Origin of the sequence: Flavobacterium notoginsengisoli, from assembly GCF_014207905.1 — a bacterium.
Classification (GTDB): domain Bacteria; phylum Bacteroidota; class Bacteroidia; order Flavobacteriales; family Flavobacteriaceae; genus Flavobacterium; species Flavobacterium notoginsengisoli_A.
Window position 1 is genome coordinate 105,975 of the sequence record NZ_JACHLB010000003.1, and the last position, 26,120, is coordinate 132,094.

The following is a 26,120-nucleotide window of genomic DNA, read 5'->3' on the forward strand; positions in this document are numbered from 1 at the left end:
TATATTATAAACTATTATTTTTTGTAAACTCAATTACTTCGCTCAGTTTTCCGAAAGCGATAGCTACGTGAGTATCTGCAGCACCATAATAAACTGCCAATTTATCTTCTTCAATATCGTGTAAAGCAGCACATGGGAAAACTACGTTTGGCACATCTCCAACCATTTCATACGTTTCAGCTGGGCCTAATAAATAAGGCTGTGTTCTGTATTTTACCTGATCTGGCGAATCAACATCTAAAAGTGCTGAACCCATTGCATAACGGAAACCGTTGCAGGTATTGATAACTCCATGGTAAATCATTAACCACCCTTCGTCTGTTAAGATCGGAATTGGTCCTGCTCCTACTTTTGTACACTGCCACGCACTTTGCTCAAACGGACTTGGTTTCATCACCAATCTGTGTTCTCCCCAATATTTCATATCAGGGCTGTAGCTGATCCAGATATCTCCAAAAGGTGTGTGTCCGTTATCACTTGGACGGCTTAACATCGCATATTTACCGTTGATTTTCTGTGGGAATAAAACTCCGTTTCTGTTGAATGGTAAAAAGGCATTTTCGCACTGGAAAAATTCTTTAAAGTCGAAAGTATAACCAATACCAATTGTTGGTCCGTTGTAACCATTACACCAAGTAATCCAGTAACGATCTTCGATCCAAACCACACGTGGATCGTATTTATAAGCAGATTCGATCATTTCTGTATTTCCAGACTGCATTACAATTGGTTCGTGGTTGATGTCCCAATTGATACCATCTTTACTGAAACCAGCAAAAATATTCATCTGAACTGCTTTATTATCACATCTGAAAACCCCAGCATATCCGTCTCCAAAAGGTACAACTGCACTATTGAATATACTGTTTGATGAAGGAATCGAATATCTGTCGATAATAGGATTCTCCGAATATCTCCACATTACATCTTTACTGTTTTCGGGTCTGTCTTGCCAAGGAATAGTACTCATTTTTTGTTTTTTTATTTATTAGTTTTTTTTATTTTTTTTTTGAAACACATAGGGACATAGTTCTGCTTTGTCTATAAAATGCGTTTCACTTGTTTAAATAAACATAGCTTTGCGGCCCATCTTGCGTTCCCGTAGTTGAAACTACGGGCTATATTCAAAGCTATGTGTTAGAAACTAGTTTCTTTCTTTTTCCTTTTTCTAATTCAAGAAAAATCTATGTTTCTATGTGTTTAAATTTTTAAAATCTTGCTTCTTTAATCTTGCTTCTTTAATCTTGCTTCTACAAAATCTTTCTCCTCTAGAATCTACTCTTCAATCTTACGAACTCTATCCAACCAAGTAAACTTCAATACCGTAGTCGTCACTAAGAACACCGCTAAAGCTACACCAGCTTTCGGATAATCTCTGATGATAAAATAAATCGGAAGCAGAATCATGCTTGACTGCCAAATAATACCGATCACACAATTCATCATATCTAAATAGAAATCATTATTTTTTTGGAAAGACTGATCTTCCGCTTTCAATTGTTTGTAAACTGGAGTCCAGAATCCCCAAGGTCTAACATTGCTGTAGAAAGATTTTAGGACTTCCATATCAGTTGGTTTACTTAAGTAAGTTCCTAAAAGACAACCTAAAATTGACATTCCGAAAATTAGTGGGAACAAGTAAATTGAAGGCACTTGTGAAAGATCATGCAAGAATGTTCCAGCTTCTAAATTCCCTTTGTTCTGATCTAAAACAAATTGAAGAGAAGCAGCGATTAATCCTCCGACCATTCCCCAGAAATAACCCCATCCGTTGAAACGCCACCAAATCCATTTTAAGAAGTTGGCTGCAACGTATCCTCCATATAAAGCACTTGTAATCCAAAGTGTTAAAGAGTTGATAGAATCTGCGAAGAATCCCATGAAAACTCCAAGTCCAACAACTAAGAAAGAAGAAATCTGACTTACTTTTATGTAGTGTTTGTTTGAAGCAACTGGTTTAAAATATTTTTTATAAATATCATTTACAATATACGCTGGACCCGCATTTACGAAAGCCGAGAATCCAGACATGAACGCTGCCAATAATCCCGCTAAAAGAATTCCTTTAATTCCAACTGGAATATAAAGATTGACCACTTTTGGCATCAATAATTCTAAATCTGCTCCTGTAAGATTTACGTTTGCGTTTAATTCTGGTGCTAAATTTACTAGAGCGATAACCACAATTCCTGTAATTAATAAATATCTAGGAATAAATAAAATCAAGTTAGTAAAACCACTCATATAAGCCGCTTCTTTTACCGATTTTGTAGAAAGAACACGCTGTAAATCGTAACTTGGAGTTGGTCCTGCAACGCTGGCAAAAAATCCTTTGAATAAAGTCATTCCGATGAAAGCGCCAAACATTTTGTATCCTTCAGTATCAATTAATCTATTGAAAGTTTCGAATTTATCGCTCCATTGCGTTTCAAATTCCCATCCGAAGAAAACATTTTTCCATTCTGGCGTAATAATCGAATTAATCTGAACATCTGTATAATTAATGAATGCATAACCAGCGATTAAAACTCCGGCAACAATCATAATAATATATTGAACAACCTCTGTCGCAACAACAGAAAACATTCCGCCTTTTACGGTATAAATTGTCGTTAAGAAAATGATTAACAATGCATAAGCTTGTTCTGAAGTTAAGAAAACAGAACCATTCATATGAACCGCTAAATCCCAAGGAAGAATAATCGTAACGAATTTCCCGATTCCAACAAAGAAATAAGCAATGAAACCGATTGTAGAAATAATAGCAAAAATCGCTACAATAATATGAGAAGCTTTTCCTGCTTGATCGCTTCCAAAACGAGTTAAAATCCACTCAGAACCTGTCATTACTTTTGATCTTCTAATCCAGACCGCAAGAAACATCATGACAAAAATCTGATTCCAAATCGGCCAAAGCCACATAAACATGAAACTTTTTACGCCATAAAGAAATAAAACGCCAATCATCCAGGAAGTTCCCGAAACATCAAACATTCCAGAGCCGTTACTTAAACCTAGAAAATACCATTTGATAGATTTTCCTCCCAAGAAATAGTCATCTAAACCTTTGGATGCTTTTCTTGAAATCCAGATTCCTATACCGACCGACATTACGATATAGATTAAAATGATTGATACGTCAATAATGTTCATTAAATATTTATTTTTGAATTAGTTAGTTTATTCCCCATTTTTGGTTTGGCTGTGCTCCCATTACAAAATGCAATACACCGCCTTTAAGCATATCTTGGTGAGAGATCGCTGTTTTATTAAATACTTCTCCGTTTAAAGTAGCTGATTGGATATAGAAATTTTTCTCTGAAACATTTTCTGCTTCAATTACAAAAGTTTTCCCGTTTGGAAGATTTAAAGTCGATTTCTCGAAAATCGGACTTCCAATTTCGTATTCTCCAGAAGCAGGATTCATCGGATACAATCCCATTGAACTGAATACATACCAAGCCGACATTTGTCCACAGTCTTCGTTTCCGCTCAGACCATTTGCTGTTGTATTATATTGTGTGTCTAAAATATGACGCACCCAATATTGTGTTCTCCAAGGCTGTCCTGCATGATTGAACATATAAGCAATATGATGGCTTGGCTCGTTTCCGTGCGCATATTGCCCGATCAAACCAGAAATATCTGCTGAAACATTGTTTCCTGTAATCTCTGAACTTTCTGTAAATAATTGTTCTAAACGTTTTGTAAAAATGTCATTTCCTCCGTGAAGTTTAATAAAATCATCCACATTATGAGGCACAAACCAGCTGTGCTGCCACGCATTTCCTTCAGTATAATCAGTATGTTCTCTGTGATTCGAATGTTTTGGATCGAAAGGTTCATTCCAAGATTTTCCATCTTCTGATTTTCCTCTCATGAAACCTGATTTGGCGTCAAATAAATATTCGTATGCTTTTGAACGTTTAGAGAAAAACTCATAATCGGCAGTTTTGCCTAATGCTTTTGCCATTTGCGCCACACACCAATCGTCGTAAGCATATTCTAAAGTAATCGTAACCGATTCATCTAATAAGTTGTACGGAATATAACCGTATTTTTTGTAGAAATTCAATCCGCGTTCGTCCTGCATCATCGTTGCTTTCATGGCTTCAAAAGCTTTTTCGGCATCAAAACCTTTAATGCCTTTCATATAAGCATCAACAATAACTGGAATCGAATGATATCCTGTCATCGTATTGGTTTCATTAGCATATAATGTCCAAACCGGAAGTATTTTTTTAGTTTCATAATACGCCAACATCGAGTTTACTAAATCTGAAACTTTTGTTGGTTCTAATATTGTCAGCAATGGGTTCTCTGCTCTAAAAGTATCCCAAAGTGATAAAGTTGAATAAGCGGTGTAATCTTTAGCCGTAATAATTTTATCGTCTTCTCTTCTAAATTGACCGTTTTTATCGCTGTACGTTACAGGCGCGACTTGTGCATGATATAAAGCGGTATAAAAAATTGTTTTTAAAGAATCAATCGGAGTTTCAACTTTAATTTTACTTAAAGCTTTGTTCCATTCTAAAGTCGCATCCGATTTTGCTTTTTCAAAACTCTGACTTTCAGCATCTAAATTATCTTTTGCATTTTCAACACTTACAGAAGAAAGCGCTACTTTTACTCCTAATTCTTTAGAGTTTTTAGAATCAAAAAATAATTGTAAAGCTGTATTTTCTCCTTCAGCACTTTGACCAGAAACTACTTTTTTATCAGCTGTGATAATAGATTCTGTAATTGGCTTAGAAAATTTGGCAACAAAATATACTTTTTGATTTTTTGCCCAGCCTGTACTGTAACGGTAACCGCTGATAGTATTGGCATCTTCAATTTTGATTGACGTTTTTAACGCCTTATCCCAGTTAATCGCAAAACCAAGATCTACAACAACCGACTGAACGTCGTTATTATTATAAGTATATTTATGGTATGCGGTTCTTTGCGTAGAAGTTAATTCTACATTGATCTTAGGATCCTCAAGAAAAACTTGGTAAGAACCCGGTGTTGCTTTTTCGTTAACATGATTGTATTTTGATTTATACGGAAGGAAATCGCGTGAAGCGGCTTTGGCGGTTAAGTCTAATTTTTTGTTTGTCGGCATAAATAAAATATCTGCCAAATCACCGATTCCTGTCCCGCTTAAGTGTAAGTGACTAAATCCAGAAACTATCGAGTCAGAATAATGATAGCCCGAACACCAGTCCCAGCTAGAAATACCATTATCAGGACTCACCTGCAGCATCCCGAACGGAACTGTTGCACCCGGATACGTATGTCCGTGACCTCCAGTACCTATAAAAGGATCTACATAATTTGTTGCAAAACTTTTGTGATCTTTGTTTTTATCAACTTTTATTTTGCAACTTGCAATAAAAATTACCGTTAAAGAGAGCAGAGTAATTTTCTTCATATCAAAACAATATTAATTTAACTTTAAATTTAGATAAATTCAACTTTTACCAAAATAAATTTAGACGGACGACATTTAAACGGCTCTAAACATCAAAAAAAAGTAATAAACGCCATTATTTTATAATATCATTATGATTTTCAACACAAGCAAATCTTACAGGCTTCCTATACGTTATCATGCTTACTTTTGGCTGACGTATTTTGTATTTAATACATTTCGCTGGGGAAGCTATTTTAACGATTATGTTTACTCCTTAAAAACAACTTTACTCGGTTTTCCAATTCACATGGCTTTATGCTACCTTAATATTTTGGTATTGATGCCGTATTTGGTTTATCGCAAAAAATACTTCCTATATATTATAAGTGTACTTGCTGCTATTTTTATCATGGTCGTTGTCAAATTCAATCTGACTTATTTGTTGATTACGCATAATGTTTGGCCTGAAGGACCTCAGACCATAAACAATCTAACGCTAAATTATACAATTGATATGATGATGGGCGAATTATATGTTATGACTTTTGTTACAGCTATTAAAATTACCCTAGATTTATTGCAAGAGCAAAAACGTGTAACCGATTTAGAAAAATCGCAATTAGAAACCGAATTATTGTTTTTAAAATCTCAGATTTCGCCGCACTTTTTCTTTAATACCTTAAATAATATTTATTCGCTTTCTGTAGAAAAATCAAATAAAACTCCAAAAATTGTTTTGAAGCTTTCTGAATTAATGCGCTATATGCTTTATGAAACAAAAGAAAAAAAACAATCTTTAGAAAATGAAATTCTCTGCATTCAGAATTATCTGGATTTAGAAAGAATTAGAAATGGAGAACGCTTAGAAGTAAACATGTATATTTCTGGAGATATTCATGATAAAGAAATTTCTCCCGTTCTACTTCTGACTTTCGTCGAAAATGCCTTTAAACACGGAGTAAACAAAAACACAGGAAATGTTGTTATTGACATTAATTTTAAAGTGAAAGGCGACTATCTTTATTTCATTATTTCAAACCCAATGCCTGAAATAACCGTACATAAAGATAATTTTAACAAGTCAAGTGGTATAGGTATTGAAAACGTCAAAAAAAGACTTGAATTAGGATATAATAAAAGTGACTATAAGCTTTCATTTAAAAATAAAAAGAATATTTTTGTCGTTAAACTTGTTATAAAAGTCACATAGCCCACACTTTTAGAAGTTTAGAAAACTATACCTACAAAAAACCACATATCGGCCTAAAATAATATTTTGCAAATGAAAATAAAGTGTTTAATTATCGATGATGAGCCATTGGCAATAAACGTTATTAAAAATTATATTGAACAGATTGAGGATTTAGAATTGATAAATACCTTTAGTAATTCTATTGAAGGTCTAAATTTCTTAAAAAACAATGATATTGATGTAATTTTTCTAGACATCAACATGCCTGTTTTAGACGGTATTAATTTTATAAAAAGTTTAGAAAATCCCCCGTTACTAATTATTACAAGTGCTTACGATCAATTTGCAATTGAAACGTACGAACTTGACGTTTTAGATTATCTTGTAAAACCAATTGAGTTTCCGAGATTAATGAAAGCGGTAAATAAAATCAACAAACGCCTTAATAATACCAGTAAACTTCCGCAGGAAAACAGCAAAGAGAATCCTTTTATTTTCGTAAAAATCGACAAGAAAAAAATGAAAAAGATTTTCTTGAATGAAATTTTAGTTATTGAAAGCTTAAAGGATTATTTAAAAATAAGCACAACTTCTGGAAAGTTTATTATTCACAGTACTTTATCTGATTTTACAAGCTTACTACCAGAAAGAGATTTCATCAGAATTCATAGATCATATACCATTGCAATAGACAAAATTGATGCAGTAGAAGGAAACAGCATTGAAATCGAAGGCTTACGATATGTCATAGGTAGATCATATATAGACGAAGTAAAACAGAAAATCCTTAATTCTTCGATTTAGTGAAAAGTTATTTGTGAGAAGTTAGATGTAAAATATCTAACTTTTTTTATGCCCTTTTCTCAACTCACATTTCACATTTCACAAATACCATTTCACCAAAAACATAAAAAACGAAAATGCGGCCAACCACGACCGCATTTTCTCTCAATTATAGGTAACTAACCAAAATAAACCATGAAATAGTCTATTATCTTTATTGCTGCAAAAAGCACTTAGAAATGATAACGTTTAAACGCTTCGATAGCCGAATAATCTGCTAATCCTAAGTTGTGATATTTCTCTGCAGTCAATCTATTTCTGTCTTCAACTCGAACCCAAAACTCTCTGCTGTCATCACCCTGAAACATAACTCCATCTTTTTGAGACTGGTGATAAAAAATTGCATGTCGTTTCTTTAAAACCTGGTCAGGACTCATTGGTACTGCCATGTCAATTTGGTACGATTCCCATTCATGCCATGCGCCTCTATAAAGCCAAACCCAACAATCATTCATAAAACTTTTTTGTTTTAATCTTTTTAAAGCTTCAAACAAACTGTCCAAACACACTTTATGAGTTCCGTGTGGATCTGCTAAATCTCCAGCGGCATAAATTTGATGCGGTTTTATTCTTTCAATAATGTCACACATAATGTCAACATCTGCATCCGAAAGATTATTCTTTTTAACTGTCCCTGTTTCGTAAAACGGAAGATCCAAAAAGTGAACGTTTGAATCCGGCAAACCTAAATAACGTGTTGCTCCAAAAGATTCGCTTCTTCTAATTAATCCTTTTAATTTTCTAACTTCTAAAGAATCAATTTCATTTCCTGTTCTATTCTGAAGAAATTCTATTATTTTATCAGACATTTTAGACTCAGGATTTAATGCTTTTGAAATTTCTGCAAACTTTAAAGCTTCTTCATTTGAAACTGCAATATTTCCAGAAGTCTGATATGCCACATGAACTTCATGCCCCTGCTCTACCAAACGATCAAAAGTTCCTCCCATCGAAATCACATCATCATCTGGATGCGGACTGAAAATAATGATTCTCTTCTTTTCCGGTGTGGAACGTTCCGGTCTGTAAGTATCATCTGCATTGGGTTTTCCGCCCGGCCATCCTGTGATGGTTTGTTGCATTTTATTAAACATTTTAATGTTCAAATCGTATGCCGTTCCTTCTTCCGTCAAAAGACTAGACATTCCGTGGTCATTATAATCTTTATCCGTCAGTTTTAGGAAAGGTTTCTTCGTCAACTCACTTAACCAAGCCACCGCTTTTAGTTTTAATTCGTCTGTCCAAACGCAAGACTTTACCAGCCAAGGCGTTTTTACTCTTGTTAATTCAGACGAAGCTTCGGTATCCAGAACAAATGTTGTGTTGTGATGCTCTTGTAAATACGTCGCTGGCGCTTGCGAAGAAACTTTTCCCTCGATTGTCTTTTTTATAATTCCTGCTTTACTGATTCCCCAACCTAGTAAAACGATTCTTTTTGCATTTCTAATAGTGCCGATTCCCATCGTAATGGCTTTTCTCGGAACATTATCAATTCCTAGAAAAGAAGAAGCCGCATCAACTCTAGTGATATGATCTAAAGTAATACTTCTTGTTCCTGAATTTACGTGCGAACCAGGTTCATTAAATCCGATATGTCCCGTTCTTCCAATTCCTAGAAGTTGAAAATCCAATCCTCCGTAAGAGATTATTTTCATTTCATAATCAATACAGTACTGCTGTAATTCCTCGGCGCTTACCTGCCCATCAGGAATATTAATATTTTCGGGATGAATGTTGACATGATGAAACAAATGCTCATGCATGAAATGATAATAACTCTGAATATCATTTTTATCCATAGGATAATATTCATCCAAATTGAAGGTAACGACATTAGCAAAACTAAGTCCTTCCTCTTTGTGCATTCTAACTAGTTCTTCATAAACTTTGATAGGAGAAGATCCTGTCGCCAAACCTAAAACACAAGGTTCGTTTAGCTCATTTTTTCTCTGAATTAAATTAGCGATTTCTCGAGCGACTAATAAAGAAGCTTCCTGCGACGATTCGAAAATAACATTGTGAATTTTCTCAAAACGAGTTTCTTCAAATTTTCCTGCTTCTCTAAAACCTATATCTTCTTTAATCATCTCTCTCGCTGATTTAATTAATGCAAGATAAAAGTAGAATTAAATTATACGTTTAAATTAAAATTTCGACTAATAACGATTGCGCTTCGGCAGAAAGCAAAATAAGATTGATAACTCTTTGATTAAATAGTAAATTGATAAAAAAGATTCGTTTTGCGAAAACACGAATTATGTTTAAATATTCCATAGGAATATCTCATCGGTAGAAAAAGATATTGTTTTGCATTGTGTTCCGTAGGAACACCTGATTCCATAAAATTGGAAAAATCGTTTTTATTATTCAAACGTTCCTACGGAACGTATAACCATAACGCATATTTCATTCTACTACCGACGAAACATTCCTACGGAATGATTTATTCAACAACTCCAATTTCGGCAATTGATACAGTTTGGTTATTTCCTACAGCAGCTGTCGCAACAAATTTCAAAAATCTTGCTTTTACAGGAGCAAAACTCTTAATTTGTTCAATTGGGTTATGTTTAATATTCGAGAATTCTCCTTCCGATTGTTTGTCCCAGTAAAAACTGTCAACACTTGTATACAATTCATAATTAGAAATCAAACTTAAATTACTTCCTACCTGTTGCGGAGTATAGGTAAAACCTTTAATTGTAGTTAATTCTCCCATATCTATAACCACAGTTTGAGGCAATTTGTTTTCATTGTTTCCAAATGCCCAAGCAGTATTAGCATCTCCATCTATAATTTTTTCAACCGATTTATCGTCGCCACTTGAAACCGAAGTGACTTTCCATTTTTCTTTAGAAACACCATATTTTGCTGTTTTAACCGCGCTGTTGATTTTCTCTTTTGTATTTCTAGCAATAGCTTTAATTTCTACCGCTTTGTTATAAGTAAATGGTGCTTTGTACAAAGTACTTTTTTCAGAAGGAGTTTTTCCGTCAAGCGAATAATAAACAGCGTTTCCATCTTCTGATTTAATCGTAACCAAACCATTTTTATCTCTAAGAATCTGCGGTTCTTTTACAAAAGTAGGTGCATTATACGCTTCGATAGTATTAATTACAAATCCAGCTTTTGCATCCAAAATATTAACTCGAAGTGCAGAAGCCGTAACGCGATCTAAACGCAAAATTCTTTTGTAACCAATTGTAGTTTCATTGGCAATTGTTTTCCATTGTCCATCAATTTTTGCTTCTATAGAAAATGATTTTACACGCTGTCCCAGTTTAATATATTCCTGAAGTAAAACTCTATTGATTGCTGTTGGTTTTTTAAACGTAAATTCAATCGTAGCTTCTTTTACTTTATCATCAGTTGCCCAATAGGTATTTTTATTTCCGTCACTCACATTTTGAGGTCCGAAATTAGCATCGTTTGCACGAATGTTCGAAGCTTGAACTTGAGTTCCTGCTAATAATTCTTTGTTGAAATCAGCTTTAATTGTCGCAACCAATTCTTTCAATCTTGTTTCGTCATTTTCGTGAACCAAACCACGTTTATCAACAGGAAGATTTAATAACAAAGTAGCATTTCGGCCAATCGATTCGTAATAAATATCCACCATTTCGTCAAGCGAACGCACTTTATCGTCTTCAACTGAATGATAAAACCATCCCGGTCTGATCGAAACATCGGCTTCTCCAGGAACCCATTTTTCTCCATCTTCGTGTCCAGACATGAATTCAGAATAATGTACTTTTCCTGCCAATTCATCTTTTTGGCGTAATAAAGACCAATTGGTTTTTCCGGCACGTCCTTCTTCATTTCCAATCCATCTTGCTTCAGACGGGCCAACTCCCCAAACCAACGTTTTTGGTGCTATACTATAAATTAATTTATAAGTTTCGTCCCAATTATAATAAGTAAGCGAATTGATTTTTCGAGTTTCGTTTGCACCGCCGTAATAACCGTCTCCTCCATTGGCACCATCAAACCACATTTCGAAAACATCTCCGTAATTCGTCAATAATTCTTTTAGCTGATTTCTGAAATACGTAATATATTCAGGTTTTCCGTATTGCGGATGATTTCTGTCCCAAGGCGAAAGATACAATCCTAATTTTAAATCGTATTCTTTACAAGCAGCAGCCAATTCTTTTACCAAATCTCCTTTTCCATTTTCCCAAGGTGAATTCTTTACAGAACGTTCCGTATATGCCGAAGGCCAAAGACAGAAACCATCATGATGCTTGGCAACCAAAATAATTCCTTTCATCCCAGCCTCTTTTACAACTCGCGCCCATTGGCGAACATCTAATTGCGACGGATTAAAAAGTTCCGGCGATTCGTCTCCAAAACCCCATTCTTTATTGGTAAATGTATTTAATGAAAAGTGCACAAAAGCATAAAATTCCATTTCCTGCCAATCGATTTGTTTTTGCGTCGGAACTGGTCCAAAAGGTTTTGGCGCATTAGCAAATTCTTGTGCTGAGCTGCTCATTATTACACCAAAAAGACATAAGGAAAGGTAAATGTTTTTCATTTCTGATCTGCTTTAAAATAGTCTATAAAACATAAATGTACTACAAATTGATGTTTGAAAGTACAGAATTTCGACCAACAGCAGGTTTAAAAGCATTTATGCTTTTAAATGTTCCGTAGGAACATCTCGTCGGTAGAAAAAAAATGATTCCCCATTTATTTACGTTCCGTAGGAACGTTTGAAATCTCTCATTGTTAAAAATAATGCAGAACCAAACGTTCCTACGGAACGAAAAATAATGAAAACGCCGTAATTTTCTACCGACGAAATATCCTACGGAATATATAACCAATTTTAAAACAAAAAAAGAGCTGTCAATTACGACAGCTCTCTGTAGGTTTTTCAAGTTAGTTGTATAAGCTTACTAATTCAAAATACTTCTAATAAATCAATGAAAAACCAATGTATTCTAATATTCTGGACCTGCAACTTGCGGTTTCGATTTCATGATTACTTCAACTGTGCTTGGTTTTGCAAAGAATTCTTTAGCGAAAGCTTTTAAATCGGCCGCTGTGATTTCGTTTAAGGTTTTCTTGTAAATGACGTCATCTTTAAAAGTTTCGTTATGTAAAATCATATTGTTTAAACTGCTCAGCCAGAAACCGTTTGTTAGGACTTTTTCTGCTCTGGCTTTTAAAACCGTATTTTTTACCGATTGAATGTCTTCTTCTTTAACCTCTTTTTGCTGCATTAACGCAATTTGCTCGTAAACAATCTTCGTTAATTTTTCTTCTTTTGCAGGATCACTGTCAAAATTAATTGTCATTGAATATTCATCAGACGGCAGACGACTTACTGAATTGGAAACGTGAACACCATAACTTCCGCCTTCTTCTTCTCTAATTAAATCCAAATACTTTTTAGACAGCAATTCAGATAAAATATGCATTGTAAATACATTTTTGTAGTTGTACGGAAATTGTTTTACAAATCGAATGTAAACGCTTGCTTTTGGAACATTCATTTCGCGAACCAATAACTGCTTTGCAATTCCTGGTGCCGGATCTAAATGATTGTCAACATAATTTTCTTTTTTGTTTGCATCTGATGTTATACTTCCAATATATTTTTCAAGTAATGCAATCGCATTTTCTGGAAGATTTCCCGTAAATACAAAAGTAAAATCGGCTGCGTTCTGAATTCTTTCTTTATAAATTTCTGAAGCTTTTTCGAAACTTAATCTTTTCAAAAACTCTTCATTCAATAAAGGAACTCGTTTGTTATGGTTGTAATTTAATTGCGAAATAGTATCCTGAAAAACTTTCGGATTCGTATTCGCCGCATTTTCTAAAGAATTGCTAAAACCCGTTAACATTCTTGCGTACGAATCTTTATCAAATCTCGGCTGTTCAAAATACAGATACACCAATTGCAATAAAGTTTCAAAATCTTTCTGGTTGCTTGAACCCTGGAAACCTTCTGTTAATTCTGAGATGTACGGTTTGACATTTGCAATTTTACCGTTTAATTTGTCTTTTAAATCAGTGCTTTTGAATACGCCTAAACCAGAACTTTCTACCAAACTCACCGCAATCTGTGAAGACGGAATATCTTCTGTTTTAATTAAGGAACTTCCTCCTAAACTATAAGCAGAAAATAAAACTTCGTCTTTAGCCAATGTTGTTGGATATAAAACGATTTTAGCTCCATTTCCTAAAACATAACTTTTCGCTCCTTTGACTCTTTCAATCGACGTTTCTTTTGTGACTTTTGAACCTTTTAATTCTGCTATAATCAAAGGCTGATTAGTATCGGTTTCTTTGTATTTTTCAAGAGGCATTTTCTTTACCTCAGCCATAATTTTAAGATAATCTTCTTTTGTCGGATATACTACATCACTTTTATCAGGACCAGTAACCGTCATCACAATATTGTCGGTTGTCTGAAGCTTTTTAACAGCCTGATTAATTTCTGCAAGCGAAATCGAAGCCAATCTTGTTTTGATGTTTTCATACTCCGTTTCGATGCTTTCAAACGGAACTGCTTTCAGAAAATATTCAACTAATTGCTCAGAGAAAGTATCATTATCAATTTTGTCTTTATTCTGAAGCAAATTTTCATAATAACTCAAAACGCTTTCTTTGTTTCGGTCTAATTCTTTCTGTGTAAATCCGTAACGAATCGCTCTTTCAGTTTCGATCATCATTTCTTTGAAACCTTCTGCAGTTTTATTGTTTTTAGGCACAACATACAAACTGTACGAATTGGTCAATCTCGATACTTCTGAAGGTCCAGTTGCCATTTTAAGTACAGCAGTTTCATTGTTTTGAATGAATTCCTGATAACGTCTATTGATCATATCGGTACATAAATTATTTACCAAATCTCTTCTGATCGTTTCTTTATTTTTTACTTTATCATAGTCTTTTTTATAGTAAAGTACAATTGAAGTTTCCTGTGCTTCTTTGTCTTTTGCCAAAACATATTCCATTCCTTTATTTTTCGGAATTGAAACATAATAGCGTTCTGTTGGATTTTTAGGCATTTCTATAGAAGAAAAAGTGGCTATGATTTTCTTTTCTATTTCTTTTACATCAATATCACCAACCACAATAACGGCTTGTAAATCTGGACGATACCATTTTTTATAATAATCTCTAAGAACCTGATAATCAAAATTATTAATGATATTCAAATCTCCAATTACGTCACGTTTTGCATATTTAGAACCTTTGTACAATGTTTTATCGGTTTCTAAACGAAGTCTAAAGTCAGAATCACGTCTGGTACGCCATTCTTCTCTAATTACACCTCTTTCAGCATCAATTTCTGCATCTTTCAGCAAAAGAAAACCTGACCAATCGTGCAGTGCCAAAAGACAAGAATCAACTAATTTTGAATCTGTTGCAGGAACATTACTCAAATTATAAACAGTCTGATCTTGCGCGGTATAAGCATTAATATCGGCACCAAAACGAACCCCTTTTTTCTCCAGCATATCAATAATGCCTTTTCCTTCAAAGTTTTGCGTTCCGTTAAAGGCCATGTGTTCCAGAAAATGCGCTAATCCGTTTTGATCATCATTTTCTAAAATTGCTCCAACATTTTGAGCGAAATAAAAACACACGCGATCTTTTGGAAATTCATTATGCAGGATATAATATTTCATTCCGTTTTTTAATTTTCCCGAAACGACATCTTTGCTCAACGGAACTGTAGTCGAAAATTGAGCCACGCTTTTAAATCCGATTAAAAGGACAAAAAGCCAATATTTTGATTGAAAGATTTTCATTTGATACTTTTTATTTTTGGGTTGATTGGCACGCGGATTTAACGGATTCGCTATCGCGAAAACGCGGATTTACGCAGATTTTTAAATTTTAAAGTTTACGAAGTAAATCCGTTTCATCCGTGTTCCAAATTATTTTTTAAAATTCCGGACTCCTTCCTGAAGCCACTCATAATATGCATTTATATCTGGATTATACGCCGATGGTTTGTTCAAATCTTTTTCGTTATGATCCATTAAAACGTAATACGGCTGTGCATTGGTTTTGTATTTCAGAATCTGAAGTTCGCTCCATTTCTGTCCAGTATATTTTAGGACTTTACCTGTAATTTTAGAAACCACTTGTTCTTCTTTTGGTAAAGGTCTTTTATCATCAACATACAGTGAAATTAGAACCACATCATTATTTAGAACATTCAAAACTTTTGGATCTGGCCAAACACGTTCTTCCATTTTACGGCAGTTTACGCAGGCATATCCAGTAAAATCAATCATTATGGGTTTGTTTACTTTTTTCGCGTAAGCTAAACCTTCATCATAATTATGAAAAGTCGGAATTCCATTTGGACCGCTTTCTGCGCCCTCAGGAAGATTTGATTTTTCTGTACTTTGGGTTACTGCATTTCCGAAGCCATTTGGTGATTCACTGTATTGCTTTGCCGGCGGAAATCCACTGATGTATTGCAACGGAGCTCCCCAAAGTCCCGGAATCATATACACCACAAATGACAGCACGATAATTCCTAAACTCAATCTTCCCACAGATATATGAGTCGAAGGTGAATCATGCGACAACTGGATTTTTCCAAATAAATAAAAAGCTAAAACAGAGAATATGGCAATCCAAATGGCTAGGAATACTTCTCTTTCTAATAAATGTAATTGTAAAACTAAATCGGCATTGCTTAAGAATTTAAAGGCTAAAGCCAATTCTAAAAAGCCTAAAACCACTTTAACTGAATTCAACCAACCGCCTGATTTTGGAAGCGAATTCATCCAACCTGGAAAAGCGGCAAATAATGTAAATGGCAACGCAATTGCTAATGAAAATCCTAACATACCGACAATTGGCGCAATTCCTGCCTGACTTGCTGCCTGAACCAATAATGTTCCAACAATTGGTCCTGTACAAGAAAACGAAACAACGGCCAAAGCCAATGCCATAAAGAAAATTCCAAAAGCCCCACCCATTTCCGATTTCTGATCGATTTTAGTTAGCCATGAACTTGGCAATACTATTTCGAAAGCGCCTAAAAATGACAAGGCAAAAACCAATAAAAGCAGGAAAAATACAATATTGAAAACGACATTGGTTGCCAAAGCATTTAACGCGTCGGCTCCAAAAATTGCTGTTACCAGACTGCCTAAAATCACATAAATTACGATAATAAAAACACCGTAAATCATGGCATTTCTTATTCCGGCAGCTTTGGTTTTACTTTGTTTGGTAAAGAAACTAACCGTCATTGGAATCATCGGGAATACGCAAGGAGTAAACAAAGCCGCAAGACCTCCTAAAAAGCTGAAGAAAAATAATGTCCATAAACTTTCTTCAGGGGCTGTTTTTTCTGTAGAAGTTTTTGTCGAATTATTTGAAATTTCAGGAGTGTCTTTGCCAGCAATGCTAACAGAATTTGTCGTGTTGTTTCTGGTATCCTGTTTAGTAATTGATTCGTCTTTTGCAGGCAAATCTGTATTTTTTTCTTCTGTTGCTGTACTTGCTGTTTCTTCGTTATCAACTGGCGTGTCTGATTTTTTGAAGGTAAATTTTACTTCTTTTTCTCCTGGTGGCAGACAGCTGTTATCATTACAAACCATAAAAAATATTACAGCATCGATGGTAAAAGCATCGCTTGTTTTTCTTTCAATATTTTGCGTAAAAATGGCTTTATCTGCAAAGTATTTAATTCGCATATTAAAAACAGGATCGTCTACTTCATGTCCTTTTGGTTCTACAACTGCTCCAATTTTTTTATAGTTTTTTGAATACTGAAATGTAAAACTCGTTGGTGCTGGTCCGCCCTGTGGCACATTCTGGGAATATACGTGCCAGCCCTTGTCAATCTTGGCAATGATAGACAAAGTGTATTTGTTCTCTCCTATTTCTTTTACTGAAGTAGTAAACGAAACGGGATCGTAAATTTGGGCAGTAAGATTGCTTATCGCAAAGAATATTGCAATAAAAAAGAATAATTTTTTCATGATGTTAGAGAAATATACTTATTGTATTTTTTTATCTAAATGTTGTTTTAAACACATAGAATCATAGGACTTAGATTGTCTATAAAAGGCATTTCATTTATTTAAATAAACATAGATATAGATCTTTAAACTTTGTCAAAGTTTTGAACTTTGACAAAGTTAACAAAGTTGACAAAGCTATGTGTTGAGAAACTAGTTTCTCTTTTATTATCTTTTAATAAGAAAGAAAAACCTATGTTTCTATGTGTTTAAAAATTTTAAGTCACTTTTTATATCGAGCCAAAATCCACTTTGCAATATCATCCAAAACTTCTGGGGCAAAAACTTCATCAATCTCTTTAGCTTCGTTCTGCGTACAAGTTTTACAATGCTGATACATATGATTTAAACCCGGATAAATCTTTGTAGTTAAATCTTTAGTTCCCAAATATTTTTTGAAAGACTCAATATTTTCAACAGCAGGAACTTGAATATCTTTGTCTCCATTTGCTATAAATACTGGCACTGTAATCTTTGGCAGAAAGTTTTCTGGTTTGTAATGAATGGTGTAGCGATACCATTTTCTATCGGCATCTTTTCCGTAACGATATAAGAAAGTCTGGTCACGTCCGTCCCACATTTGCACTTCTTTCAAAGTTGTGGTGTCTTGTTGCTGCATCCATTCTTTCAATTTTACTTCCATTGCCGGTTTTGCCGATTCATTGTCTTTGGTATTGTAAACCACGTTGAACATGATGTTGTACATTTCCATCTGTTTGGCTACGACTTTATCTGAGAATTTATAGCTTTTTAAAATGGCTGTGTTTTGAAGATTCAGCATTTCTAATCCGCTTACGCCAACGCCTGAAAGGCTGATCATAAATTTTACATCTTTATTTCTCGAACTTACAATTGAGGCAATCATTCCTCCTTCGCTATGCCCAATTAATCCGATGTAAGATGGATCGATATTTTTATCACTTTTTAAATAGGCAATTTGTTCCTCAACATCATTGGCAAAATCTCCTGTTGTAGCATTTTCAAAATCACCAGTTGTTTTTCCATATCCACGGTCGTCTACACGTAAAGAAGCGATTCCGTTTTTTGCCAAATAATCAGCTAGAACTGTGAAAGATTCTCTTCCCATAAAAGTATAATTTCGATCGTGTTGTCCCGTTCCTGAAACTAAAATCGCTAAAGGATATTTCTTTTTATTATTCGGAATTGTCAAGGTAGCTCCGTAAGTCAGTTTAGTATTTTTTCCGAGGAAAGTCATATCGATTACCTGATACGGATAAGGTTTCTGCGGATGCTGTGCAAAAAACAAAGGTGTTATTTCACTTTGCTTTTTCAAAATAACTGCTGCATTTGGAATTGAATAGTGATTAAAAACTCCTTCAACTGCAGTTTTATCGGAATTGTATTTTCCTTTAAAAGAGAAATTATACATTTCATTTTTAAAGGAAATACTATCCTTGTTTTTACGAACTCCAACCTTAATTGACTCATATTGCAATTCCGGAAGACTTAATAAAAGAGAATCTTTAGCGCTTTCAAAATCGCCTTTTACCACAATTCGGTACGAATGGTATTGGCCTTGCCAGATGGTTTGCGAAAAACCAATCTGACAGCACAATACTAAAATACTGAGATATAAAAAATTAACAATTTTCATTTTTATAACCTTTAACTAAATTATTTTTTCTCAGCTTTTAAATATTCAATGATAATCGAAATCTCGTCAGCCAATTCGCTTGGACTTCCAAAATAACCTGTTGATTGCCATCTTAATTTTCCGTTTTGATCGATAATCATTTTTTGCGGAATTCCAGAGAAATGAAATGCTTTTGCGTACTTTTCGTAAGTCTCATCATATTTACCGGTTTTAGGATTTTTACCATCGTAAAGAATGGTGAAATCATATCCTTTTTCTTTAATGAAAGCTTGGGTCTGTGCTTTAAAATCTTTGATATATTCCTGTGTATCTACAAAATAGAATTTCACATTATCATCGGCTTTGTATTTGTTTACCGCCATGTTCATTCCTGGCATTGCATTTTTACAAGGTCCGCACCAAGTTGCCCAGAAATCTAAAACCACAATTTTACCTTTTTGATCTGCTAGTTTTGCTTTTCCGCCTCGGCTGCTTTCCATTTCAAATCCAGCGATTGGAAGATTGATTAATTCTGAGATTAATTTCTTTTTATGCTCTTCATTATTGTCCGCTTTTAAAGAATGTAAGTATGCATCAAAATCAGCTTCTTTTTTACCTTCTTTCAAATACAAATCTTTTAACGAAGCAATTGTAGCAGGTGTAATCTGGTTTTGTTTAGCAGAAAGTTCCATAAAAGCTTTTGCTTCGGCTGTTTTTCCTTCTCTCAAAAGCATTCTAACATAAACTTCATTGTAGCTTGCATTTTTGTAAGCCATTAATGGTTTAACTTTATCCAGATATTTTCTTTCTAAATCGTAGTTTTTGAAAATCTCCAAAAGTTTAGCATACGTAAAATATTCTCTCGCACCATATTGTAATGCCAATTCCTGCCATTGAGACAAAGACATTTCACCTACTTTATCTTTTGGAAGATGGGCTTCTCTACTTTCCATTTCTGGAATAATTGCGTCTGCGTATTTTTTTAAGATTTCTAAGTTAGTTTTCTCGCTTCCTTCTTGATCTCTGTCAAACGGAATTCCCACTAAATGCCAAGCATAATCTATTAAATTAGTGTATGAAACCTTTTTTACACTATTAATTGCGTAGTTGTAATCTTTATTGTTTACGATATATCCATAAGCAATGCTTTTGAACATTTTATCGTAATACAAAGCTTCTGTATCTGTAAGTACATCTTGAAAATTGCTTTGCGGAAATTTTTTCTCAAAGTCTTCGTATGCTTTTACTTTTTTAGCAAAGTCATTCTCTGTAAAAATCTTCTTGATTTCGATATCACGAGCCCAAACTCCGTTTGGATATTTAGTAAGCATTACTTTCTGAACAGAATCTGTAAAAGCTTTATTTGCTGGCTGTTCTAAAAGATCTAATGCTTTTTGAACTTTATATTGCTGCAAATTATTCAGGTTATTTCCGATTACAAACTTCAATTCATTTTTAATCGGTTTTGTCATATCGATAGGCTTCACATTTTTGGTTAGTCTTAAACCTTCGTAAAAAACATCAATACGGCTTTCCGGATGATACTGTAATTCATACTTAATCCACATCAAACTAATTGTGTCATTAATGGTTGAAACTGGATCAAGAAAATTTGGATGCTGATCTGCAAATGACTCATTTCTTAATAATCCCCAACCTGAATAACTGCTTTTAGTGGGTGGAATCATCCAAGAATAAGTATCTTTTCCTCCTTTATCAATCAACGTATCTGAAATAAAAACACAGGTAATTAATGCCGCATCATCGGCTAGTTTTACTTTAGTCTGCCATTTTTTATCGGCTGTTGGTTTTAAAGTAATATCGGCAACTTTCCATTTGAAACTTCCATGAGTATAGATTCTTCCCGATACTTGTTTTGCGTCTTTTAAAATACTTCCAGAAGGGTCGTAAGTAATGGTAATTTCATCTCCAGATTTAGGCGCTTCTGGCGAAACGGCAAATCTTTTGGATTCATTTTGGGCATAAGAAGCCACAGTAACACTAAAAAAAAGTGCTGCTAGTTTAAATATTTTCATTATTTCTTTTTGATTTTAGCACGTCCAAAGAAATTTGAACGTGCTGTTTTTAGAATATCTTTTTACTTGTTTTGTTCTAAGTTTGGAGCGTAATCAAAATAGATTGGCGCAAAAGGCATTTGATAACGATCTGAATTTGGAGCCAACGTAAGCGTCTGACCTTTAAAACTATGTGTAATTGTTTTTGTAAACTCTGGTTCTTTATTTAATCTTTTCAAATCAAACCATCTGAAACCGCCAGTTGCCATTAATTCTCTTCTTCTTTCGGCTAAAACTTTTATTAAAGCGTCTTTATTATCTATTGCTGTTAAAGCCACATATTCTCCAGCTCTAAAACGGCTTTCTCTTAATTTATTAATAGTCGCCATTGCAGCAGTTCCCGATCCTGCTCTTGCCTCGCCTTCCGCTTTTATCAGCATCATTTCTGGTACACTTGGACCTGCATTTCTTCCTTCGTTTGTTAGGCTTTCTTTAGCGTAAGCTCTTCCTTTATCAAAGGAAAAATCAAAATCTGATGTTGGTCTTGTAAACATAACGTAACGTAAATCGTTAGGATCAAACAAATTAAGAAGTTCATTGCTTAATTGTAAAACTCTTGGCGAATATTGATACGAATTATTGCTAGATTTTGACAATATAATTTCAGAATCAAATCTTTTTGTTGGATATGAATTAAACTCATAATCAGCAAGATTTACTAATTTATTTTGTAAAGCCAACGCTTTTTCTGCATTTGTTCTAGCCTCTGGATAATTGCGCATTAGCAAATAAGTTCTAGCTAAAAGTGCATAAGCAGATGCTTGTGAAGGAAATGCCACATTCAATCCTGAATTTACTGGTTTTAAACCTGAATTAATTGCATCATTCAAATCTGCAATAATTAAGTTATATACTTCCTGAACTGATGCTCTTTTAATATCTTGAGAAACCGTTGGAGTAGTAAAAACTGGGACTCCCAAATCTGTACTTGAAGTTGATGCATCATATGCTTTTCCGTAAGTATTTACCAACGTTAGGTAAATAAAAGCACGATGTACTTGAGCCTCACCTTTTATAGCTAATTTCTCTGCTTCCGTACCTTTTTTACTTTTCATTACTTCAGTAATAATAACATTGGTGTAATACAATCCGTCGTATAAACTTTCCATGTCGTAATCCTTTTCACCATCATAAAACATCTGATCTGCCCATTTATAGGTATTCAAAAAAGGACGGTAATAGGTTGAAGCTTCTAAAGACGTAATCTGAGTTTCATTTTCAAAATTAGCATCGTCCGAAGCTGCATCTATTAAATCATATGTGCAATCAAACATTCTGGTATTATTTAGCAAATACCTGTAATTTAGTGTTTCTTCTGGCACTAATTTTCCTTCTGTCTGAATATCTACATAATTGTCACAACTTGTTATGAATGCTCCAATTGCAGTTAAGACTATATATTTTAAATACTTTTTCATCTTCAAAAATTAAAAATTAACATTAAAACCAATTGAATACAAGGCTACTGGAGGCGTTTTTAGATTTGCTCCTGTAACTGGAGGGAAATCTGGATCTATACCGTCTTTGTTTTTTCTCCAAAAGAATCCAAGATTTCTAGCAGAAAAAGTAACTCCTGCATTTCTTACAATTCTGCTTTTTATTAAATCTGATAAATCATATTTTAATGAAAGTTCTCTAAAACGAATATGATCTCCGTCTATAACTTGGCTGTCACTAAAAACATATCTGTTATAACTGTAACCGCTCATTCCTTGAACGCCAGGAACATTTGTTGTTGCCTCATCGCCAGGAACTCTCCATCTTTTGTCGATATCTGCATTTAGATCGTAAGAACCAAAAGTACCGCGACTTACGTAACTTGTAAATGTTGGTTTAAACATTACGTAATCAAATTTGTAAGTTGCCAAAATAAACAGCGACAATTTTTTGTAATTGAATGTATGACTGAAACTTCCGTAATATGAAGGAATATTAGTTCCCATATATTTCATGTCTTCAATATCTTTAAGAGAGGTAAAAGAGTTTACAATATTACCCGACTTATCATAAACTTGTGTCATTCCATTCGCATCTAAACCTGCAGATCTAAAAGCAAAAACGCTATTTAAAGGATATCCTGCAATTGGAGGTGTTGATCCTGTTCCGTTTAAGTAACTACTGTAGTTTTCAAAACGAGAATCAGAAACCTCTGTCCTGTTATAAGAAATTACTAAAGCTGAGTTCCATGAGAAATCTTTAGATTTTAAAATCGTACCATTCAAACTAAAATCGACACCTTTACCTTTAAGGTTTGCGGCATTACGAGTTAGATAATCATTTACCAATCCGTAGAAAGGAGAAACTGGGAATTCTACAATTAAATCTTGGCTATCTTTTGTATAATATTCTATAGTACCATTTAATCTGCTGTTTAAAATAGAAAAGTCAACACCAAAGTTTAAGATACCCGTTTTTTCCCAACGTAAATTTGGATTTGCAGGCGAACTGATACTAGCGTAAGGCTGTTGTGAATAATAATCTGAGTCGTTTAAGGTAATATTGGTAAAAGGAAAAGTTTCCATATTAATGTTTCCATTAAAACCATAACTAGCTCTTAATGCCAAACTATTTACAAAATTTACATCTTTTAAGAAAGATTCGTTTTTGATAATCCATTTTGCCCCTGTAGACCAAAGCGGTGTTCTTCTTAACTTTTTGTCTACACCAAAATTGTTATAATCGTCTAAACGAGCGCTTCCCGTTAAGGTATAGGTATTTTTAAAAGTATAACCCGCATTAGCATAATAAGATAAGAATCTTCTGCGGTTTTCTTTAAGTGTATTGTTATAATTTGCGTAACCGATATAACCATTTACATCTGTATAATTTTGCGCCGGAATATCAACAGAAGTTTGCGTTTTAAAATTGTATCCGTACAAAGTACCTCCGTCGATAGTTTCTTTAACTTGTCTCGCTTCGATACCTCCCATTGCATTAATTAAATGATCATTACCGATAATCCCATCGTAATTTAATTGTCCTCTAAGCGTATAACTATTTTTACCATAGTCATTTGTTTGATAGATTCCACCTCTTGGAATTCCGTATGATAAATCTCCAAAACTATTTACTGAAGTTGCTGTATTAATCATATCACGAACAAAATAAGTATCCTCATTATACTTATTATCATTAGAGAAATAAGAACGTTCAACGGTATAATTTCCAACAGCATCCAAACCTTTTAGTAATGGCACTGTAGCCGAAATTACCGCTCCGTAATTCTGTTCGTTTATTGTTTTATTCATATTATTCAGCTCATCCATGTAATTGTATTTCCAAGGAAGATATCCTTTCTGTTCTAAAGGAATAGTTGCTCCGCTATAGAAATGCTGATAATATCCAACAGAATTACCATTATCATCGACAATCTGATCATAAGGCAAAAATGTTGCTCTTGATCTTGCTAATGGCGAAAGTCCTAGCCCATTTTGATCATATTTAAAAATAGATCCTCTTAAACTGGTATTCAATTTTATGTAATTGAATAATTTAAAATCTTGATTTGCCAATAACGTTAAACGCTGACCATCTGTTCCAACAGCTTGTGTTTCTTCTTTAGAATAGGAACCCGAAACTAAATAAGAATAATCATTTTGTCCTCCGCCACTTATCGATAAATCGTAGTTTTGAGTTGTAGAAGCTTGAAGCAAGTATTTCTCTAACTGATCATATGTATTGCGTCCTCTTAAAATATTTAGAGAAGCTTCTTTTTGTGCTGCAGAAATTTGTCCTCTTTTTTCTTGAAACATTAATTCCATTCCCTGACTAATCGATGCAGGAAGGTAACTTGTAACTCCCGCAGGATCTGTAATCATTCTCTTGTCTACTAATTCTTGTTCAAGATTTAAAACTTGAGAAGCATTCATTAAAGGTAACTTTGACAAAGTAGGTTTGTTTGAAAAGCCATAACTCTGAGAAAAATTGATACTTGGCATTCCCGCTTTTCCTTTTTTAGTATCAATTACCATTACTCCATTTGCAGCTCTAGCTCCATAAATAGAAGCGGCAGCAGCATCTTTCAAGAACGTAACTTTTTCAATATCATTAGGATTAATCGTTCTGATATCCAATTCTGTTGGAGTTCCATCCAATACTACTAAAGGCATTTGATTAGAAGCATAAGTTGATTTTCCACGAATAGCAAAATTATAACTCGTCTTTCCAGCGTTACTTCCTAACAGATTTCCATAAACAAATGTGTTATCAGATTCTAATAGATCGATCTGAAGTCCCGCAACCTGCCCCTCTAATCTATTGATAAGGTTTGAAGTTGGAACTTTTTCTAAATCTTTAGCCGTAATCACAGCAAAAGAACCCGTGGAACGCTCTCTGTCAATTTTTTGATATCCTGTAGAAACTACTTTTACTTCATCCAATTTACTAACATCCTCTAACAAAACTGGATTAATAATCAAGCTGTCTGTAACGGTAACTTCTAGTTTTTTGTATCCTAAATATTCAAAAACAAGAACATCGCCTTTTTTGGCCATGATTTCGTAAGAACCGTCAAAATTGGTAATGGCTCCGTCCTTAGTGCCTTTTACCCAAACTGTTGCTCCAATTAAATATTCTTTTTTAGAATTGGTTACAACACCTTTTATTTTTACTTTTTCTTCTAATGTAGAAGCGGTTATTGGTTTTACTTTTGGATTTAATGCAATAACAATCAACTTATTATTTACAAATTCTGCTTTATAATTATCGCCTATTAATTCTTTAATAACAGCCATAACATCGGCTTTATTTACAGAAATATCTACTCTCCTCTGAGCATCAAAAACGTCATCGCTATAGAAAAACTCAACATTGGTTTTTCTCGTAATTGTCTTTAAAACGGCAGATACAGATTGGTTTCTTGCATTTATAGTTACTTTTTGCGAATAAGCAAAAGCGACTATATTGAAAAGAAATATCGATAATATTAGGGATTTCTTCATTAGGTCAAGAAATTTATCCCAAAGCGCGGATTTTACCCCACAATCTTTTGCGGATAGGTTTTTTTTCATAC

General features: G+C 34.1%; 13 protein-coding genes. 2 read left to right on the plus strand and 11 right to left on the minus strand.

All coding sequences use genetic code 11. From position 1 onward, the window contains the following. Positions 1-4: 4 nt before the first annotated feature. The 3 genes from HNP35_RS11085 to HNP35_RS11095 all read right to left on the minus strand — a co-directional run bounded on the left by HNP35_RS11085 (position 5) and on the right by HNP35_RS11095 (position 5,416). Positions 5-970: a glycoside hydrolase family 130 protein gene (locus HNP35_RS11085; protein ID WP_160781730.1), complete on the minus strand. Its 966-nt coding sequence runs from the start codon at positions 968-970 to the stop codon at positions 5-7. A 305-nt stretch (positions 971-1,275) separates the two neighbouring features. Then, entirely contained in the window at positions 1,276-3,153 is a 1,878-nt protein-coding gene (locus HNP35_RS11090) for a sodium:solute symporter family protein (protein ID WP_184161543.1), read from the minus strand. Between the two features lie 22 nt (positions 3,154-3,175). Next, positions 3,176-5,416 (minus strand): GH92 family glycosyl hydrolase, encoded by a 2,241-nt coding sequence (locus HNP35_RS11095; RefSeq protein ID WP_184161546.1) that lies wholly within the window; start codon positions 5,414-5,416, stop codon positions 3,176-3,178. 133 nt (positions 5,417-5,549) lie between these two features. Between HNP35_RS11095 and HNP35_RS11100 the strand changes: the two genes are divergently transcribed. Continuing rightward, the gene (locus tag HNP35_RS11100; protein WP_184161549.1) at positions 5,550-6,608 is read left to right on the plus strand and encodes a sensor histidine kinase; all 1,059 of its coding nucleotides are present in this window, start codon (positions 5,550-5,552) and stop codon (positions 6,606-6,608) included. Between the two features lie 72 nt (positions 6,609-6,680). Next, the gene (locus HNP35_RS11105) at positions 6,681-7,394 is read left to right on the plus strand and encodes a LytR/AlgR family response regulator transcription factor (RefSeq protein ID WP_184161552.1); all 714 of its coding nucleotides are present in this window, start codon (positions 6,681-6,683) and stop codon (positions 7,392-7,394) included. Positions 7,395-7,606: 212 nt separating this feature from the next. On the opposite strand, the gene nagB is transcribed toward HNP35_RS11105, so the two are convergent. The 8 genes from nagB to HNP35_RS11145 form a co-directional block, all read right to left on the minus strand. Then, positions 7,607-9,520 (minus strand): glucosamine-6-phosphate deaminase, encoded by a 1,914-nt coding sequence (gene nagB, locus HNP35_RS11110; protein WP_184161555.1) that lies wholly within the window; start codon positions 9,518-9,520, stop codon positions 7,607-7,609. Between the two features lie 356 nt (positions 9,521-9,876). Then, the gene (locus HNP35_RS11115; RefSeq protein WP_184161558.1) at positions 9,877-11,970 is read right to left on the minus strand and encodes an alpha-L-fucosidase; all 2,094 of its coding nucleotides are present in this window, start codon (positions 11,968-11,970) and stop codon (positions 9,877-9,879) included. Positions 11,971-12,379: 409 nt separating this feature from the next. After that, positions 12,380-15,202 carry a M16 family metallopeptidase gene (locus tag HNP35_RS11120; protein ID WP_184161561.1) on the minus strand — a complete coding sequence of 941 codons (2,823 nt, stop codon included), beginning with the start codon at positions 15,200-15,202 and terminating at the stop codon, positions 12,380-12,382. A gap of 129 nt (positions 15,203-15,331) precedes the next feature. Further along, positions 15,332-17,401, minus strand: a complete 2,070-nt coding sequence (locus HNP35_RS11125; RefSeq protein WP_184161564.1) for a protein-disulfide reductase DsbD family protein — start codon at positions 17,399-17,401, stop codon at positions 15,332-15,334. A gap of 262 nt (positions 17,402-17,663) precedes the next feature. Beyond that, positions 17,664-19,055, minus strand: a complete 1,392-nt coding sequence (locus HNP35_RS11130) for an alpha/beta hydrolase family protein (RefSeq protein ID WP_184161567.1) — start codon at positions 19,053-19,055, stop codon at positions 17,664-17,666. A 20-nt stretch (positions 19,056-19,075) separates the two neighbouring features. Continuing rightward, positions 19,076-21,070: a TlpA family protein disulfide reductase gene (locus HNP35_RS11135; protein WP_184161570.1), complete on the minus strand. Its 1,995-nt coding sequence runs from the start codon at positions 21,068-21,070 to the stop codon at positions 19,076-19,078. 62 nt (positions 21,071-21,132) lie between these two features. Continuing rightward, positions 21,133-22,527 carry a RagB/SusD family nutrient uptake outer membrane protein gene (locus HNP35_RS11140; RefSeq protein ID WP_184161573.1) on the minus strand — a complete coding sequence of 465 codons (1,395 nt, stop codon included), beginning with the start codon at positions 22,525-22,527 and terminating at the stop codon, positions 21,133-21,135. Positions 22,528-22,536: 9 nt separating this feature from the next. Continuing rightward, positions 22,537-26,118, minus strand: coding sequence for a SusC/RagA family TonB-linked outer membrane protein (locus HNP35_RS11145; RefSeq protein WP_184161577.1), 3,582 nt, complete (start codon positions 26,116-26,118; stop codon positions 22,537-22,539). Positions 26,119-26,120: the final 2 nt, after the last annotated feature.

Excerpts from the sequence above, each read along its gene's own strand:
- HNP35_RS11085 (WP_160781730.1), bottom strand. The coding sequence starts at position 970 with ATGAGTACTATTCCTTGGCAAGACAGACCCGAAAACAGTAAAGATGTA.
- HNP35_RS11090 (WP_184161543.1), bottom strand. The coding sequence starts at position 3,153 with ATGAACATTATTGACGTATCAATCATTTTAATCTATATCGTAATGTCG.
- HNP35_RS11095 (WP_184161546.1), bottom strand. The coding sequence starts at position 5,416 with ATGAAGAAAATTACTCTGCTCTCTTTAACGGTAATTTTTATTGCAAGT.
- HNP35_RS11100 (WP_184161549.1), top strand. The coding sequence starts at position 5,550 with ATGATTTTCAACACAAGCAAATCTTACAGGCTTCCTATACGTTATCAT.
- HNP35_RS11105 (WP_184161552.1), top strand. The coding sequence starts at position 6,681 with ATGAAAATAAAGTGTTTAATTATCGATGATGAGCCATTGGCAATAAAC.
- nagB (WP_184161555.1), bottom strand. The coding sequence starts at position 9,520 with ATGATTAAAGAAGATATAGGTTTTAGAGAAGCAGGAAAATTTGAAGAA.
- HNP35_RS11115 (WP_184161558.1), bottom strand. The coding sequence starts at position 11,970 with ATGAAAAACATTTACCTTTCCTTATGTCTTTTTGGTGTAATAATGAGC.
- HNP35_RS11120 (WP_184161561.1), bottom strand. The coding sequence starts at position 15,202 with ATGAAAATCTTTCAATCAAAATATTGGCTTTTTGTCCTTTTAATCGGA.
- HNP35_RS11125 (WP_184161564.1), bottom strand. The coding sequence starts at position 17,401 with ATGAAAAAATTATTCTTTTTTATTGCAATATTCTTTGCGATAAGCAAT.
- HNP35_RS11130 (WP_184161567.1), bottom strand. The coding sequence starts at position 19,055 with ATGAAAATTGTTAATTTTTTATATCTCAGTATTTTAGTATTGTGCTGT.
- HNP35_RS11135 (WP_184161570.1), bottom strand. The coding sequence starts at position 21,070 with ATGAAAATATTTAAACTAGCAGCACTTTTTTTTAGTGTTACTGTGGCT.
- HNP35_RS11140 (WP_184161573.1), bottom strand. The coding sequence starts at position 22,527 with ATGAAAAAGTATTTAAAATATATAGTCTTAACTGCAATTGGAGCATTC.
- HNP35_RS11145 (WP_184161577.1), bottom strand. The coding sequence starts at position 26,118 with ATGAAAAAAAACCTATCCGCAAAAGATTGTGGGGTAAAATCCGCGCTT.